General features: G+C 60.6%; 20 protein-coding genes. 1 reads left to right on the top strand and 19 read right to left on the bottom strand.

What is annotated here, in order from left to right:
• Positions 1–5: 5 nt before the first annotated feature.
• Positions 6–272: a hypothetical protein gene (locus AC1Q80_RS02815; protein WP_492359592.1), complete on the top strand. Its 267-nt coding sequence runs from the start codon at positions 6–8 to the stop codon at positions 270–272.
• On the opposite strand, the gene AC1Q80_RS02810 is transcribed toward AC1Q80_RS02815, so the two are convergent.
• The 19 genes from AC1Q80_RS02810 to AC1Q80_RS02720 form a co-directional block, all read right to left on the bottom strand.
• Positions 269–418, bottom strand: coding sequence for a hypothetical protein (locus tag AC1Q80_RS02810; RefSeq protein ID WP_156400704.1), 150 nt, complete (start codon positions 416–418; stop codon positions 269–271). The genes AC1Q80_RS02815 and AC1Q80_RS02810 overlap by 4 nt on opposite strands.
• Positions 419–450: 32 nt before the next feature.
• Positions 451–837 (bottom strand): gene transfer agent family protein, encoded by a 387-nt coding sequence (locus tag AC1Q80_RS02805; protein ID WP_492359591.1) that lies wholly within the window; start codon positions 835–837, stop codon positions 451–453.
• Entirely contained in the window at positions 834–1,280 is a 447-nt protein-coding gene (locus tag AC1Q80_RS02800) for a phage tail tube protein (RefSeq protein ID WP_492359590.1), read from the bottom strand. Before AC1Q80_RS02800 ends, AC1Q80_RS02805 begins: the two co-directional genes overlap by 4 nt.
• Before the next feature lie 73 nt (positions 1,281–1,353).
• On the bottom strand, positions 1,354–1,779 hold the full coding sequence (locus AC1Q80_RS02795) for a DUF3168 domain-containing protein (protein WP_492359589.1): 426 nt from the start codon (positions 1,777–1,779) through the stop codon (positions 1,354–1,356).
• On the bottom strand, positions 1,776–2,195 hold the full coding sequence (locus AC1Q80_RS02790; RefSeq protein ID WP_492359588.1) for an HK97-gp10 family putative phage morphogenesis protein: 420 nt from the start codon (positions 2,193–2,195) through the stop codon (positions 1,776–1,778). Before AC1Q80_RS02790 ends, AC1Q80_RS02795 begins: the two co-directional genes overlap by 4 nt.
• Positions 2,192–2,566: a phage head closure protein gene (locus AC1Q80_RS02785; RefSeq protein ID WP_492359587.1), complete on the bottom strand. Its 375-nt coding sequence runs from the start codon at positions 2,564–2,566 to the stop codon at positions 2,192–2,194. Before AC1Q80_RS02785 ends, AC1Q80_RS02790 begins: the two co-directional genes overlap by 4 nt.
• The gene (locus tag AC1Q80_RS02780; RefSeq protein WP_492359586.1) at positions 2,544–2,732 is read right to left on the bottom strand and encodes a hypothetical protein; all 189 of its coding nucleotides are present in this window, start codon (positions 2,730–2,732) and stop codon (positions 2,544–2,546) included. Before AC1Q80_RS02780 ends, AC1Q80_RS02785 begins: the two co-directional genes overlap by 23 nt.
• A gap of 23 nt (positions 2,733–2,755) precedes the next feature.
• The gene (locus AC1Q80_RS02775) at positions 2,756–3,343 is read right to left on the bottom strand and encodes a head-tail connector protein (RefSeq protein ID WP_492359585.1); all 588 of its coding nucleotides are present in this window, start codon (positions 3,341–3,343) and stop codon (positions 2,756–2,758) included.
• Between the two features lie 2 nt (positions 3,344–3,345).
• Positions 3,346–3,543: a hypothetical protein gene (locus tag AC1Q80_RS02770; RefSeq protein WP_492359584.1), complete on the bottom strand. Its 198-nt coding sequence runs from the start codon at positions 3,541–3,543 to the stop codon at positions 3,346–3,348.
• Between the two features lie 74 nt (positions 3,544–3,617).
• Positions 3,618–4,838, bottom strand: a complete 1,221-nt coding sequence (locus tag AC1Q80_RS02765) for a phage major capsid protein (RefSeq protein ID WP_492359583.1) — start codon at positions 4,836–4,838, stop codon at positions 3,618–3,620.
• A 68-nt stretch (positions 4,839–4,906) separates the two neighbouring features.
• Positions 4,907–5,647 (bottom strand): head maturation protease, ClpP-related, encoded by a 741-nt coding sequence (locus AC1Q80_RS02760; RefSeq protein WP_492359582.1) that lies wholly within the window; start codon positions 5,645–5,647, stop codon positions 4,907–4,909.
• The gene (locus AC1Q80_RS02755) at positions 5,644–6,858 is read right to left on the bottom strand and encodes a phage portal protein (RefSeq protein ID WP_492359581.1); all 1,215 of its coding nucleotides are present in this window, start codon (positions 6,856–6,858) and stop codon (positions 5,644–5,646) included. The genes AC1Q80_RS02760 and AC1Q80_RS02755 overlap by 4 nt, the downstream gene beginning before the upstream one ends.
• A gap of 104 nt (positions 6,859–6,962) precedes the next feature.
• Positions 6,963–8,657, bottom strand: a complete 1,695-nt coding sequence (locus tag AC1Q80_RS02750; RefSeq protein ID WP_492359580.1) for a terminase large subunit — start codon at positions 8,655–8,657, stop codon at positions 6,963–6,965.
• The gene (locus AC1Q80_RS02745) at positions 8,657–9,136 is read right to left on the bottom strand and encodes an AraC family transcriptional regulator (protein WP_492359579.1); all 480 of its coding nucleotides are present in this window, start codon (positions 9,134–9,136) and stop codon (positions 8,657–8,659) included. The genes AC1Q80_RS02750 and AC1Q80_RS02745 overlap by 1 nt, the downstream gene beginning before the upstream one ends.
• A 70-nt stretch (positions 9,137–9,206) precedes the next feature.
• Positions 9,207–9,566 carry an HNH endonuclease gene (locus AC1Q80_RS02740; RefSeq protein ID WP_492359578.1) on the bottom strand — a complete coding sequence of 120 codons (360 nt, stop codon included), beginning with the start codon at positions 9,564–9,566 and terminating at the stop codon, positions 9,207–9,209.
• Between the two features lie 127 nt (positions 9,567–9,693).
• Positions 9,694–10,479 (bottom strand): hypothetical protein, encoded by a 786-nt coding sequence (locus tag AC1Q80_RS02735; RefSeq protein ID WP_492359577.1) that lies wholly within the window; start codon positions 10,477–10,479, stop codon positions 9,694–9,696.
• A gap of 285 nt (positions 10,480–10,764) precedes the next feature.
• On the bottom strand, positions 10,765–12,573 hold the full coding sequence (locus AC1Q80_RS02730) for a DNA primase family protein (protein ID WP_492359576.1): 1,809 nt from the start codon (positions 12,571–12,573) through the stop codon (positions 10,765–10,767).
• A 1-nt stretch (position 12,574) separates the two neighbouring features.
• Positions 12,575–13,804, bottom strand: a complete 1,230-nt coding sequence (locus AC1Q80_RS02725) for a DUF7146 domain-containing protein (RefSeq protein ID WP_492359575.1) — start codon at positions 13,802–13,804, stop codon at positions 12,575–12,577.
• The gene (locus AC1Q80_RS02720) at positions 13,801–14,937 is read right to left on the bottom strand and encodes a DNA cytosine methyltransferase (protein ID WP_492359851.1); all 1,137 of its coding nucleotides are present in this window, start codon (positions 14,935–14,937) and stop codon (positions 13,801–13,803) included. The genes AC1Q80_RS02725 and AC1Q80_RS02720 overlap by 4 nt, the downstream gene beginning before the upstream one ends.

The following is a 14,937-nucleotide window of genomic DNA, read 5'->3' as shown; positions in this document are numbered from 1 at the left end:
ACGCAATGAGTGTTTCGAGATATCGATTGACGAACGTCGGCAAGCTCGGTGCGGCACTTTTCGTGCTGCCGACGCCGATTGCAGCGTGGAAGTACAATGCCGCGCTAAGAGGGTTTATCGATCGCGGCGAATATGAACGGGCGCTGGAAAGCGTTTCAGGTACGCTCGCAACACCCGAGATTTCTCCGGTGTTCTTCACCGCACTGGCGACGGCCTCGCTTGTCGGGCTCGTCATGATCCTTGTCGGCCGTGAAATCGTGACCGAAGGCTAACCAGCCTCCAGCCAGTCCCAAAGCTCATCAGCTTCCTTCGCTGTCAAACCCGTGTCTTCTGGCGAGTTTGCTGCGATGAAACCATCGAGCGCGGCCATGAATTGCCACATCGACATTGCCCGGATCTGCTGAGGCGTGAAGCCCATTGCAGCCCCGTTGCCGTAGATCGCGCCAAACCTCAGCTTTCCGTTGGGGAGATCGTCGAGCCGCTCTCCTCCGCTGGACTTGGCGCGTCCTCCTCCCCCACTTTCTCCTCCGGAGCGCCGACACAGGCGGCGGAAAGGATGATCTGGGCAAACAGAAGGTTTTCGGTAGGGGGCCGAGCTTCGACGTACTTGCGAACCTTCAGCAGCGCGTCCGTCATCTTCATACCGCCGCCGACAAGGCCAAGGCGGATCGTGTGACTGATGTCGCCAATGCGCCAGGTATCATCCTGCAGGCGAGTGAGGATGACATATGGCCCCGCGTCGCAAGCCTCCTGCAGCTGCTCCAGTTCGCCCCACCCGAGGCGGAAGGTGTAATCACCATCCGCCCACGGGAACGTAATCTGAGCGTCGCGGCTCATACCGGCGTCACCACGCGCGTCATCTTGCCATCGCTCTGCATGCTGACGTTTGCGGTGGCGCGACGGCCATTGGGCGCCGTCGTCTCAAGGGTCTCGACATGCATCTTGCCGGTCCAGGTGATCGTCTTGGCAGGAAACTCCCAAATCACCTTCGCCGGCACGGACTCGACGTCTTCCCAGGCATCAAGCCAGGTCTCGACGCTTTCCGCAGCAAGGACCCCTTCGCCGGAGACGCTCATGGAAAGGGAAGTGGCGTCGCGGCCGAGCCAGTCGACCGCGTCGGGATCGAGGCAGTTCGGGATCTGTACTTCTTCAAGCCCCTTGTTGAGCGTGATGGATTTCTGAGTGAAGCCGCACGGGGCTGTGTAGACGATCGGCACGGCGGAGTTGCCAAGCAGCACCTTGACCTTGCCGCCCTTAATTGTCGTTGCTTCATCTGCCATAGCTGTCTCCTTTGATGGCAAGCGGAATTGCCCGCCCATCGGGCAGGTTGGCGAAATGCCGAATTTGCGAGGATCAGGCCTTGTCGACGCCAGCCCGGAAGATCATTGCGGCCTGAGACGTCAGGCCGTCAGGGTCGCGGAATACGCGGCGACCATCATATTCGAAGTACACCATCGCGTTTCCCGGCAATGGAAACTCCACATCGTGAAGCGCGTCCTCGACGGCGCGCGCCACTTTCTTGACTTCCGGGAAACCCGGCTCGCGGGACCAGGCGTCGATCTGAAGCACAAATTCCGTGGCCCGGACGCAATAAGCGGCCTCCGGAAGCTCCTGGTCGGGACCAAGCGAGACATACGGGAATGTGGCCGTCACCTTGTTCGTGCCCGGATCTCGCGGCACGTGATCATAGACGCGACTACCAATGAGGGCAGTCAGCGTCGGGTCATTTTTCAGGAGCGCGACGATGGCGACCTGAAGCTCAAACGATGCGTCGCTCATGATGCCGCCACCTTCTTCGCAGCCTGCCGCAAAGCCTTGCGAACCTGACGGACGGCATCTTTGCGACTGGCGCGCCAGCTCACGTAGAAATAGGGCTGCGCCGGCAGATCCTGCGTGCCGAACTCCTGCCAGCGGGCATAGTAGGCCTCGACGCTGCCGGCATAGATGGTAATCGTGAGGTCATCGCCCATCTTCGATTTCACGGTGGCGACGATGCCAGCACCCTTCGGCGCCTTGCCCCACGTCCAGCCAATGCTATCCCGCAGCGCACCGTCTTCGACGGGCACCAGGCGCTTCATCATCTCAACGACCTCGTCGGCCACCTTGCCCATTTCGGCCCGGATGAACTCCTTTGCGACTGTCGGCAGGCGCTTCAATTTCTTGTCTAGCTTGGCGAGATTGAGGATCTTCGTCATCCGTCGGCAACCCCGCTCTCGCAAAGAACATCGATCCATTGCCGATCATCGGATCGGGTGATTTCGCGGATGTTGTAGGACACGCCCGCCCACTTGCCGTTGACGAAATCACCAGTCCGAACATCCCTAAGGCGCCAATCTGTCGAGATTGACCGCGTCTGCGACGAGGCGCGGACAAAAACGACCTGAGTGTGTTTGCCCTCAAGGCGACCAGCCATGACGGCCTCGCCGCCGCGAAGATTGATAACGCCGGCACGCACCGAGAACTGCTCGACCCATTTGCCGACCGTATTGCCGGCCGCATCGTCGATCTGCTCGCGCTTGTCGAAGGCATAGCGGTGATAGAGATCACCCGCTGACCGCTTCACCATCGGTCACCTCCTTTCGCCTCGCCGAGACGCTGACCGCCTTGCCTGCCGCTATCGCCTGCTCGGCGCATTCGCGCTTTACGGTCTCTTCCATGCCAGCGAGATAACCCACGGTCGACTGAGGCGTCGGCCTGTAGTCGAAGTCAGCGGTAAAACGAACGCGCGGCATATGAGCCTCCATCGCAACCGGTTTCAGATAGCAGCTCGCCGAAATGGGGCGATCAACAACGAAGCGCCGAAAGGAATTTCGGCCGACTGTCCTTCGACTGCGACCTCTCGGTGGTTGTACCAATGGGCAACCATCAGCGAGATCGCAGTCCGAATGGCCTGAGGAACGTCAGCAGCGGCAGGTCCATATCCCGCGATAAACTCCACGGTGACCGGAGCCGAGCGATCAGTGAAGACTGCGGGACTGGTGAAGCCGTCGCGAAATTCGATGACGGCGCCCCGCTCATCCTCGACTCGCTCAAAGAGTGAGGCGTCGACGGTCTGCTCCACATTGTCGACATCGAAGTATTTGACGGTGGCTTCAGACACGTCGGGAAAGGGCAGTCGCATGGAGCGGCAAGCAGGCCACCCCGTAAAGCTCAAGCGCCAGCCCTGATTGATCAGGCACCGCCCCAACACACCGGACCACCCGTCAAGGTGCGTAACCGCAGCATCAATGAACGCGGCGATAACGACATCGTCCTCGTTGGTGTCCGCCCGGCAATGCTGCCTGGCTTCCTCAAGAGAGACCGGCTTTACGACAGGCGCCGCGGTGCGAATGGGGCGGCGCATGATCAGGCCTGTTCGTCAGCGTTTTCGCTGTCGCCGCCGGTCGCCTTGACCTCGACCGCAGCACCGATTTTGACGAGCCGATCGGCATCGGCCTTATCGAGGGTTACAACGTCGCCAGGGCCATTTTTGCCATGGTACGCTGTCAACTTCACTTTCTTCTGCTCGGACTTCTTGCCGGCTTCACTTTTCGGGTCGGTCATTGTCATCGCTCCTCGATGGGGATCTTACGAAGGAAAGCGGGCCGGCTATGCGACCCGACTGATTTGCGCGGCGATTAGGATGCCGCGTTGACGAACACCTTCACCGCGCCGCCGACGTCGAGCAGGTTACCGCCCGAACGCATCCAGGCGAGGAAGCCGACCTGTCCCTTCTTGGCGTAAGCAGAGTCTGCAAACCGGAACATCTGGATCGCCATGACATCGCGGATCGTGTAGTGCTTGAAGTCGCCGTAGCCGATAGAGCGGGCGCTTGCCGCCATTTTCGCAACGTTCTGGTTGACCTTGATCGGATCACCGAGAAGTCGGTCAGGCGCTCCGCCAGGCACACCCGTTTCGTAGCCAGGGACAAAGATCGGCCGCTGCTGGCTGTCCTTGATCTTGCGCACGATCCGCACGCTGTCGTCGTTCATCATCCAGCGGCAGTTGCCGCCCTCGCGATAAGCCGGATCGACCGAATGCTGGAGATCGACGAGGCTGTCATAGGTGGCGGTGAGCACCTGAGAGCTTCCGTTTGCCGCAGCGACTCCGACGGTTGCGGCAGTCATGACACCGTTTGGCTGGTTCGTGTTGTTGCCGATGGTGAAGTGCTTGTTGGTGACGCGGCCAAGGCGAGTGATGAAACGACCGCGAACGAAGGCTTCGATATCGACGCTGCTGTCCATGAGCAGTTCGAACGGGACGGTGACCACCTTCGACGAGTACTTGTAGACGGGCAGACCGGTGGTGCCGAAGCCGACGTCCTGGTCGGTGGCGGACTGGTTTTCCGGCACGATTTCGCCTTCTTCAGTGGTGCCGTCCGAGGTCGGGAACGACATCGGGTTGCCGCTCGCCGTCTGGATCACATTGGCAACCTCACGCATGCCGCCGAATGCCCTCAACGCATCCAGTACCGTCGTCGCAACATCGGTGGCTACGGTGTAGCCACCTTCCGCCGGCGTGGTCGTCGACATCGTGTTGCGAACGATCGTCCATTCCTCGGCGGAAAGTGCGCTGTCGCCGCCGCGCAGCCACTTGGCATAGACCCGCGCGCCCTCGGACTTCTGGTCCTTGCCAGCCTTTTCGGCCGCGTCGATAACGCTGTTCTTCAAGGCATCATCGGCAACGCGTTCGTTTACCGCAGTGATGCGCTTGATCTGATCATCGATCGCGTCGATGTCGGCGAGGCCAGCGTCATAGACCGGCTGATCCTTCTCGGCGCTCCAGTCCTTCTTCTCGACCAGGTCCTTCAGCGCCTTGGCTTTGGCCGCACGCTGTTCTCGCAATGCCTGAATAGACATCTCGTTATTCCTTTCAACGATGTGGAAATGACCGCTTAACGGCCGGTTTTCTGCTACGCGCGGCGCGCTTAGGCAGCTCGTTCCAGCATGCGAGCGGCATGCTGCCGAACGCGCTGGGCAATGATGTTTTCTGTGTCAGGGGCCGGCTGCGGCTGCGGCTGCGGCTCGGGAGCCGGATCAGGGAGTTTCGGGGCCGCCGCGAAAGCGCTCATGTCCCATTTCGCGGACGCCTTCGGCTTATCACTGGCGATCTCGTTCGCCAGGCCGATTTCGACCGCTTCAGCGGCGGTAAACCATGTTTCCTTTGCCATAAGGTCGAGGAAATTCGAGACATCGCCGCCGCTCTTTGTCGCGTAGGTTTCTGCGATCGATCCGTCGACTTTCACCAGCAAGTCAGCTGTCGAAACAAGATCGTCCGAATTGCCGACCGCTATCGTCCACGCCTTGTGGATCATCATAAACGACCCCGACGCCATGATGACTTGCGACGCCGACGCCGCGATGACTGAGGCAGCAGACGCGGCGTAACCGTCAACGTGGACTGTGATCGCACCGGCGTGCTCGCGCATCGCCTGGCACATGGCAACCGCGGCAAACACGTCGCCGCCGGGAGAGTTGATCCGGATCGTGACGTCACCGCTGATGGCCGACAGCTTTTCGACGAAAGCGACCGGGGAGACACCGCCGAACCATTCGGCCTCAAACTCGTCAGCGACGATGATGTCGTAGATGTAGATCGTGTTGCCTTCTGCTCGGAAGGAACCGCGCTTGGCGTTCGACGCCAGGAGCGCGCGGAGCTTGTTCTTCATGCCTGAGCTTCCTTCTGCTTTTCAGGTTTGACTGAAGCCGGCATGACCGGCGCGAGACTGTCGCTTCCCTTGTCTTTGTCCTTCTTCAGGCGAAGGACTGATCGGACTTCGTTGACCGACATCATTTTGTCTTCACCGGCACGCCCCAGAGCGACGCGAAGCGATTCGTAGAGAGACCTGGTATCGGCACGTTCCAGGTCGGTGGTGTCGAATTCGGCCACGCGAGAAGCGGTGCGAAACAGCTTTCGATTAAGCTCGTTCTGGAATTTGTTGAGGTGCTGCCGCAGTGTGAAACGGACAAAACCGACAGCCATTGCCTCAACACCCGAGCCCCATGACGTCGTCTTCTCGTTATGGCCGATCATGAACGGCGGAACGCCATAGATGCGGGCCACTTCCTCGATTTGGAACTGACGCTGAGCGATCAACTCCATATCTTTCATCGGCAGGGTGATCGTCTTGATATCGAGACCACCGTGCAGAAGCATCGGCCGATGCGAATTCGCCGTCCCCTGATGCTTTGCATCGATTTCCCCTCGAAGGTCGGTTACAGCCTCCTTGCTGAGAGTGTCCTTCGACACGAGCGCATAATCAGGCCGGGCCGAATTGGCGAAGAAGTTGGCCGCAAAATCCTGCATTGCGATTGAGGAAGCACCGGTCATGCGCAAAGCATGGCGCAGTGGTGATAGTCCCCGAACCCCGTCGAAGCCGAAGCCCGGAATGTGCAGCATGTCATCCTGGTCAATGACCAGCATGCCATCGCCTTTCTTGCCGCCGATTACTTCTGGCTCGACGGCGTAGACCAAACGCGAACCATCGGGCCAGATAGCCACCGTCACCCGTTGCGGATGAACCGGCGTCAAGGTTACCGCCACGCCACCGGCCTTGCGACCGATCACTGCGAAGGCGTCCCCATGCAGCAACAGCGACTGGCAGAGAAATTCCCATCCGCTCGCGGCCGTCCAACGAGGGCTCATCTGCTCGTTGAAGACCCAATGCAGATCGTCATTGTGTATGCGGTCGCGCTCCCCGTCCTCGACGTTGACCCGGTAGATGTTGACCGGCAACGCAGCGATGGCACCGGCGATCAGATTCACCGAGGCATAGATCGCCGAGACCGTTAGAGCCGTGCGCTCGGTTGGTGCCGGCAGCTTGCCCATGACCTCGACAAAATCTGTCCAGCTCGACGAATTGCGGGTGATCGCGGGCAACGGTACTTCCGCAGTCTGCGCCAGCACCGGCTCAACGCGATCCGCCGGCAATTGGTTGGCATCGCGACCGACGACCCAATCAGCGACACGGTCTCGCCATCTGCTCATAGGAACTCCAGGGACGGTTTGCTGATCGCCTTGGCGACAGGGTTTTGGAACATCAACATCGCCGCGTTGTACGTCGCCATCAGCGGGTCGATCTTCGCCGCGCCTGAGGCTTCCTTTGTGACGATGTAGTTAGAGCCTTTCAGCTCGGTTTTCGCGTTGCCAACAGTCCATGCCATCAGCGGCTGGCCGCAATGCTGCATGGTGCGATCCTTCAGCTTGCGCGGGAGGGTCGTGACTGCGGACTGGAGCTTCCAGCCCTGCCCGACTGCCGTGGTCAACTCGCCGGACATCCCCCGCTCTGCCAAGGCATCGAGCAGGCTGGCGACGCCATAAGCGTCTAGGCCGATGCCGGCTTTTTCCGGCAACAGCCCTGCCAGGTGGAGTCGCTCGCAGATATCAACGATCGCAGTAACATCGTCGTCGACCTCTTTGCAGACCCAAAGGTCTCCGTCTTTCTCGAAGTCGAGGAGACGCGGCGCAATCTCCTTGCGGCGCTCGAAGACGTCATTGTGTGCCCAGGCACGCGCCCAATGGAGCCATGTGCGGGTCTTGGCATGCCGCCCGATCACAGCAATCGCCATCAAGTCGTCGAGGCCCCCGCCGTCGATCCCGACGACACAGACATCGCACTCCTCAATGATGGTATCGAGCGTCAACCCCTTTCGGGTAGCTGCGCTCCAGTACAAGGCGCCAGCCCATCGATCAGCATGGAGGCCTAGACCGACCTCGACATTGAAATGCTGTGACGCAATGAGCGCCAACTTTTCCGGTCCCTCGCGCTCGGCTGTCGCGATCTCGCCAGCTAGGTAGTCGGCACTCACGGAACGATTGAGGTTCGGATTGACGAGGCCCCACGTTTCCTTCCGTTTCCACCCGCCTTCGACAGCATCCTCTGGCGGCAGCTCGTAGAGTACGGCGAGCATCGGGAAGTCGAATTTGCCGTCGCGCACATCGCGCGCTTTCTGCAGCTCCGCCTTGAACACGCCCGCCGGCGGTGTCTTCGATTGCGTCGTGATCTGAAGCAGGAACCCGTCCGGGCGTGCTGCCAGCGAACCGCGAATTTCAACAAAGATCTCAGCCGCCTTGGCGATCGACGCGAACACGTGCGTTTCGTCGATCAGAATGTATGTCGCCTTCGACCCCGTGATGACGTCGGCGGCTGCCGCTTTCACGATGATCATGGCCAGCGTGTTGAAGTGCGTGATCTTCTTCAAATGATCCTGCACGTGGAAGAGCTTCGCCAGCTCCTCATCGAGGCGAATGATGCCGGCCGCCTGCTTGAACGAGATGTCCGCGATCGCTTTCGTCGGCGCAATCAGCAGCAGTTCCGCTTCCGGCCGCTCGTTGAGGATCGCGGCGGTCACGATGATCGCGGCGGCGATCGAGGACTTTCCGTTCTTCTTCGGAACGAGGAGGAAAAATTCGCGCAGCGCGCGCCGCTTTGTCTCCGGGTCGTAGCTGCCAAAGACGACACGGACGAAGTCAAAGACCCAATCGTCGCAAGCCTCGCCATAGGTCGGGGTGCCGATGATATCCGGCACCCGCAAACGCTTGAAAATCCGTAGTGCCTTCTCAGCAACATCGTCGTAGAGCGGCAGATCCGGCACGAGCGGCAGACGCTTCCGGATCCGATCTTTCCAATCCGGAACGGCTGTCGACCAGGCGGAAGCCGGCATCCATGCCGTATCCATCACTGCACCCTATGAACGCCGGGCAGTAGATCGTCGCCCCAAGAGCTGCCTTCACCGGCCGTCTTGGCAGCTTCGATCCGCGCCTCTTTCTTTCCGACTTCTGGCTCTTTCACCGGCTTGCGATCGTCACCGCGCAGGCGAGCATCAATCAGCATCTGGTCCGAGCGCTCGATCATCTTGCCCAGCTCTTTGAGCGCGGCGACGTTGCCGGCGTTCGACTGCTCCATCGCGATCTCGAAACGCCGCGCATCGAGCCTATCGCGCATCGCCGAGCGCTCCTGCAGCTCGGCTCTAAAATACCTCTTCAAGGTGGCCGGCGAGATGCCAACACCGTTGGCCATCCGCTCTATCGACCAGCCAAGTGCCAGCAACAGCTTGATTTTGTTGCGGTCTTTATCGGTCGGCTGATATGGAGGCCGGCCACGCTTGCCTTTCCAGACCGGCACCAGCTGGCCGAACAGGTCAAAATCCTGATCCATCGGAAAAAAATCTCTGAATGAGGGGGACGCGGGTCTAGGCGGCAGAGGCCTCTAGACTTTCGGCCCACCCCTACCGGTGGGCCTGCGCACGCTCCTGTTTCTGTTTGAGCCTGTCGTGGCAGGGCTTGCAGAGGCATTGAAGGTTGCTGTCATCCCAGAACAGCGCCTCATCGCCGCCGTGCCTGATGGTATGGTCAGCTACCAGCCGTGATGTGTCTGGCTCGATGCGACCGCATCCGGCCATCTGGCAGGTAAACCGATCACGGATCAGCACCTGCATGCGCAGCTTCTGCCAGCGCGCCGTCTTGTACCACTTGCGCCAGGACACGTTGCGATCACGCTCGGCGAGGCGAGCGGCTTCTCCTTCGGGTCGGGCGAGGCGTGAACCGAGCGTGGTTAGCTTTGGCTTGAGTGTCGTCAAACGAGCCATAGCACCGCCCTAAAAGCGAAACCCGCCGGGCTTGCGTCCAGCGGGTCGAACTTGATCTTTTTTACTGTGGGCAAGCTATGTCAACTTTTTGCCGCGCGCAACAAGCTCATTATATTCGGAATAACCATTACACATCAAATGCTTGCGCCAATCCGGCAGTCAATTTCCATGGTTGCCGGATTGGCTGAAACATAGATAGTTCGTGCTCACTGAGCCGTCCCGTCATCGATAGCTGCCCGTGCAAACCTTCGAGCGCCGATTGCCAGAGCTGCCAGTCGAGCCGCGAGAGCACGTCGCTACGGATGGAACGGTCAAGGCGCCACTTGCGATAGGCGCCCTTCACCGGCCGCTGGTGACGAAGGTCAAGGCCATTGTCCTCATACTCATAGATCTTGCCAGTGCGATCCTTTGCCCGCCGAGTGACGAACCATGCGGGCTTGCCCATATGCGCGACCATGACCACCGACGGCGCTTCTGCCTGCCAGCAAGGGCCGCGCTTCAGGATGGCCGAGGATATGACCAGGCTGGCCACATGCCGGCCACTCAAGCGATCGCAGCGGCTGCGTTGCTCCTCGGCGATGCGGTCCACCTCCGCAGCGATCAGGCCATGCTCGTCTTCCCACTCGGCGACAGGGTTCCAGCCTGCAGCAATCTCGAAGCCGTCGGCAGCAAGACCACGCACCGCCTCGCCGACCACAACAGCATCCTCGTGCGGCTCACCCTCATAGACGAAGCTCGGTATCGCGCCGTAGACGTTCGGGCTGCGGTCGATCATCGTGCCGAGTGCAGCCATCTCCGCCATGCCGCTCCAAGCCATGCTGTAGCCGGTTCCAGTATCGGCAGCAGCGCCGACCTTTCCCAGCTCCTGCGTAAAAGCCCAGGTCAGGAGAGCTTCGATGGTTGTTTTCTTCATCTTCATATCCTTCTGACCAGTTATGACCAGTTTATGAATAGTTGAATGTATAGTTTTATATAGTTATTTCAGTTACTTAGATCAGTTTGACTAGTTTAGACCACGCTACCCACTAGCATCCCTCCGAACCTCCCCAATCCCCTATATGATAGACGTGCGAAAACTCGTCACAACTCATCATGCCCATTGTTTTCATTCACTTTTTGCCGTTTTCGAACTCATCATCAACTCTTCACGAACTGGTCAGAACTGACCCTGAAAGGAGGGGTTGCGGGGAGCGCGCGCCTACGGGAGATCGTCCGGCCACGGCTCGTCGGGATGGAAGCGGCCGGGTGGAGGCGCCCCGCCCGACGTCGGCGACGGCACGTTGACGAGGCGAACGCCGTAGTAGACGACGCCGGTCGACGTTCGCTCTTTGCGGAATTTCTTCTGCATCGCTCGGCCGAAAGCCGTGACGTTCATGGGCTTACCGCCCTGGTCGATCGTATCGTCGCAATAGGCCTGATAGAGAACCTTGCCCTGAAGCGGCTGTGCGTTCGCATCCTTCTCGATGCATCGGCCGACAAAGCCGGCGGTGCGGTCCATGTCGTCGCGATATTCCTGCGTGGCTCGCTCCACCGCCTCAGGGATCACCAGACCCTCTTTCAGGAAGATATGCACGCCCTCGATCAGCCAGTTGAGAATGCCGGGATACTCCGCCTCGAATGACGACACTATTTCTTCGAACTCTCGCCGGTCTTCCTTGGCGATCTTGTTCGGCCAATGGATGACTGCCATGCGCCGCCATATGCCGTCATCAGTTCCGGTGATGCGCGGATAACCGTTGCCACTCATGATCGCGATGAAGATCGGCAGGAAGTCGGTGTAGCCGGAGAAGAGATCGCGCGCCGTGATCGTCTCGCCGCCCGTCAGCTCCTTCACGAGGTTCTCTCGCAGATCCTCGCCTTCCGGCAGCTCCTTGACGCGAAGCATCCGGCGGCCATGCAGGCGCGCAAGATCCGGGCTGGCGCTGCCCGATGATCCACCTTCCCCGATCAAGCTCGTCGAGGGCAGCGTGACTGCCACATCCGCCAGCAGCCGGCAGAGCGTTTCCATGTAGACCGACTTGCCGTTGGCGCCGTCGCCATAGTGGAAGAACAGATATTGCACCGTGATGCCGAGCAACCCGAGACCCGAACTCACCTGCACCAGGCGGCGCACGTCCTTGTCCGGCAGCTTGCTGTCGATGAAGGCCATCCACTTCGGGCACTTCGCGTCCGGCCGATAGCGAACCGGGACGATATGCGTGATCATGTCCTTGCGACGGTGGCCCGGAATGACTTCGAGCGATGAATCTATGCAAGCGTCGATGTATTCGGTCGCGTCAGGCGTTTCCGCCACGCTCTTGTGGCGTGGGTTCTTTCGGCGCTCGGTCTTCCTGTGAAAGACCAGCGTGGCATTCTGCACCGCCACCATCATCCGATCGGCATTGAAGTCGTTCGGCGTGCGCATGATATGTGGCGCGGCGCAGGATAGCGCCGCTTGCATCTTGGCGACATTCTTCGAGGTGACGGCATGGTCGAGCCGGCGCTTGACGCGCTTGCTGTGCGCCTCCTCCGCCTTCTCGGCCGCGATCACCAGCCGCTTCTCGGCCGGGCCGCGATCCTCCTCCGGTTTCTTCCGAGCATCGGCGGCTTTTTCGATCAGCATCTGCTCGAACGGATTGGGCTTGATGAACTCGACTTCCCGCGCGATCCGGTCGCCGAGGCGCTGCGCGATCGCCAGTGCCTTCGGCCCGCCATTGGACACATCCCAGTGTGTTCCGGTCCAAACTGCGAATGCAGGCTGCTTTGCCTTCTCCTGCGCCAGCACGATGATGTCAGTGCCGAAGTGGGTGATCAGCCGCTTGCCGTTATCCGTGTCAGAGTGATCGAACTCGGCGCAGTATTCGACCGCGGCGTCGTCGGGCTCTAGATCGGCCAGGATGTGAGCCGATGGCTCGTCCGAAGGACCGAGAGGGGTTTCGGGGTTTTCAACTGCCCGCTGCGCGGCGGCTTCTTCCATCTTCTGGGCGACAACCTCTGGCAGGTCCGGCCGCTTTTTACGTTCCGCCACGTCAATACCTCGTCATCAATGCTGAAAAGTCCATGCCGGCCGGCGGCCACCAGGTCTGAATTTCAAGTCCCTTGCGGGATAGGCGCTTTTCCGCTCGCGCCATCGCGGCCGCCGTGAACACGATCTCGCTGTCGCCGTCGGCGAGCAGCACCAGCTCGGTCACATGCGCCGGCACCTGCATCGCATCGCCGGGCGCCTGGTCGACCTTTGGCTCCGGCCCCGCCACTCGCACCTTAATGGTGCGACCACGCACGTCCTGCTTCGTCAGCTCGGGATGGGCGAAGGACGATTTCGGATCGGCCGGGCCGGCGAGATTGCCGAGGTCTCCGGCCGCGAAATAGAAGGTGTCGGCGCGAAACTTCTCGGCCCCGGCGATCGAAAGACCATTCTCGATACCTTCGCCGCCCATCCATCGAGCCGACGACATCAAGCCGAAGAGCGGGATAACCGAACCCTTTTTCGTCCCCCGCATCTTCTTTGTCGGCAGGGCATTGCCTTCGCTATCGGCGCCGAGATCCGGCCGGAACTTCGGCCCGTTGTCCATGTCGATCCATGTCTGATGGCAACCGGTCACATAGCTGTCGAGATCAACGAAAGCCGCGACCATAGCCGGCCCGACATGATGCGAGACCTCGTGCCCGCGATCGTCCTTCCCATGCCAGTATGTGGCGCGCGCGGCGCTGCGCAGATAGGCGAAGACTTCGGGCGGCATATCAAAACCGGTGCGCGCCTTCAGGTATGCGGCGACTGCTGGATGCGGTTCGCCGGCAGCGCTGAAGAATATGCCGCGCGCCTTGTTCACTTCCCGCTCGCGGAAGCCGTCCTGTTCCTTGGCCCGCACGGCCGCTACCATCTCGTTCTTGCGCTTCTGCTCCTCGATACGCTGCAGGCGCGCTGCGATTTCCTCTTCGCTTTCCCGCTCGGCCTCGTCAGGCAAAGGTTTGCCAAGCACCTCGGCGCAGGCGGCCAGGAAGCCACCTCGCGTCTTCAGGTCGATATGCTTCGCGTGCGCAACGAGGCTGATCCCATCCTTGCCGCCCAGACCGCAACTCCGGCAGTGCCATGCCTGTTTGGCGCTGCTGATCGCAAAGCGATCCTTGCCCTGACAGACGGGGCACGGTCCCGCGTGGTTGCCCTTGAAGTCGGCACGCACCAGGCCGAGGCCTATGGCAGTGTCGACGACATCAACGCCGCGAGCCTCTTCAACGAACAGATCGATAACGAGCGTCATTGATGGACCTCCATCATCCGAACAAGGCGAGCTGCGCCGGCGGAGCCTCGCGCGGCAAGCCGAGTTGCAAGAGTGCGGATCGCATACGCTGCTTCCAGGCTAACAACGCCGTTGCCGAGCATTCGCAGCTCGTCCACCCGATGGGCCATCCCATCAGCCATTCTACGAACCGCGGGTTCAAGCTGCGGCGCTCTTTCGAGGACGGCTCGCCATTGTTCGATGTCGTTTGGTCCAGGTGGGAACAGAGGGCATCTGCTTGCCCATTCATCAGGAGTTCGGATTGACGATCGCCGCTCCGAGATTTCCGCCCGCCCTGCACGTCCGCTACCGACGGCGTCGACCACTGGACCGTTTGGGCCGGCAAGGGCATGCCCCCCGCTCCAAAGCTCTGGTTCGGTCCGCCCTTCTCGCCGTCTGTTGCTCTCGGCGTCGCCCATTGTGACGTCTGCTTGAGCAAAGAGTTCTGCAGGCTGGCCGGCGTCACCTTCTCCCCGGCGTCCGCTACCAACGGCGTCTGCCACGTCGTCGCCACTCCGACGAGATTGTTGCCGTGGCCACGTTCTTTCACTGCTGCTGAATTCGTGTTGTCCCCGCCGTTGCTGGTCGTTGCGGTCGGCCACTGCGAGGATGATAATGCGCTCGCGCTCATGGCTCGCGCGGATTTCTGCCGCCGTGAACAATCCTCCCTCAACGTCGAGGCCCAATCGGCGAAGGTCTCGCCAGACGCGTTCCGCTCCGCCCGACGAGAGCATGCCCCTGACGTTTTCGATGAGGACAAACCACGCGCCGGACTGGACGATAATTCGGCGGGCGACAGACCATAGGTCGCGCTCGTCGTCTTCTCCGAGCCGCTTTCCGGCGAGGCTATGAGGCTGACACGGGATGCCGCCAATGATGCCGTCCACTGCGCCACGCCATGCTCGGCCGTTGAAGGTTCTGGCATCGCTCCAAATAGGAGCTGGAGCCAGGAGACCTTGTTGCATCGCTGATACCAGGTGCGCGACGGCGAATGCTTCCCTCTCCACCATGCAGACGATGCGAGCGCGTTCAATTGCCAGCTCGACGCCGAGATCGAGGCCGCCCCCCCCAGTGCAGAGGGAGATGATGTTGATAGGTTCGGAACGTAGAGCCAC

Source organism: Ensifer sp. GW823-FHT05D09, assembly GCF_058795755.1.
Note: the sequence above shows the minus strand (reverse complement) of the source record. Positions and strands in the feature narration are given on the sequence as shown.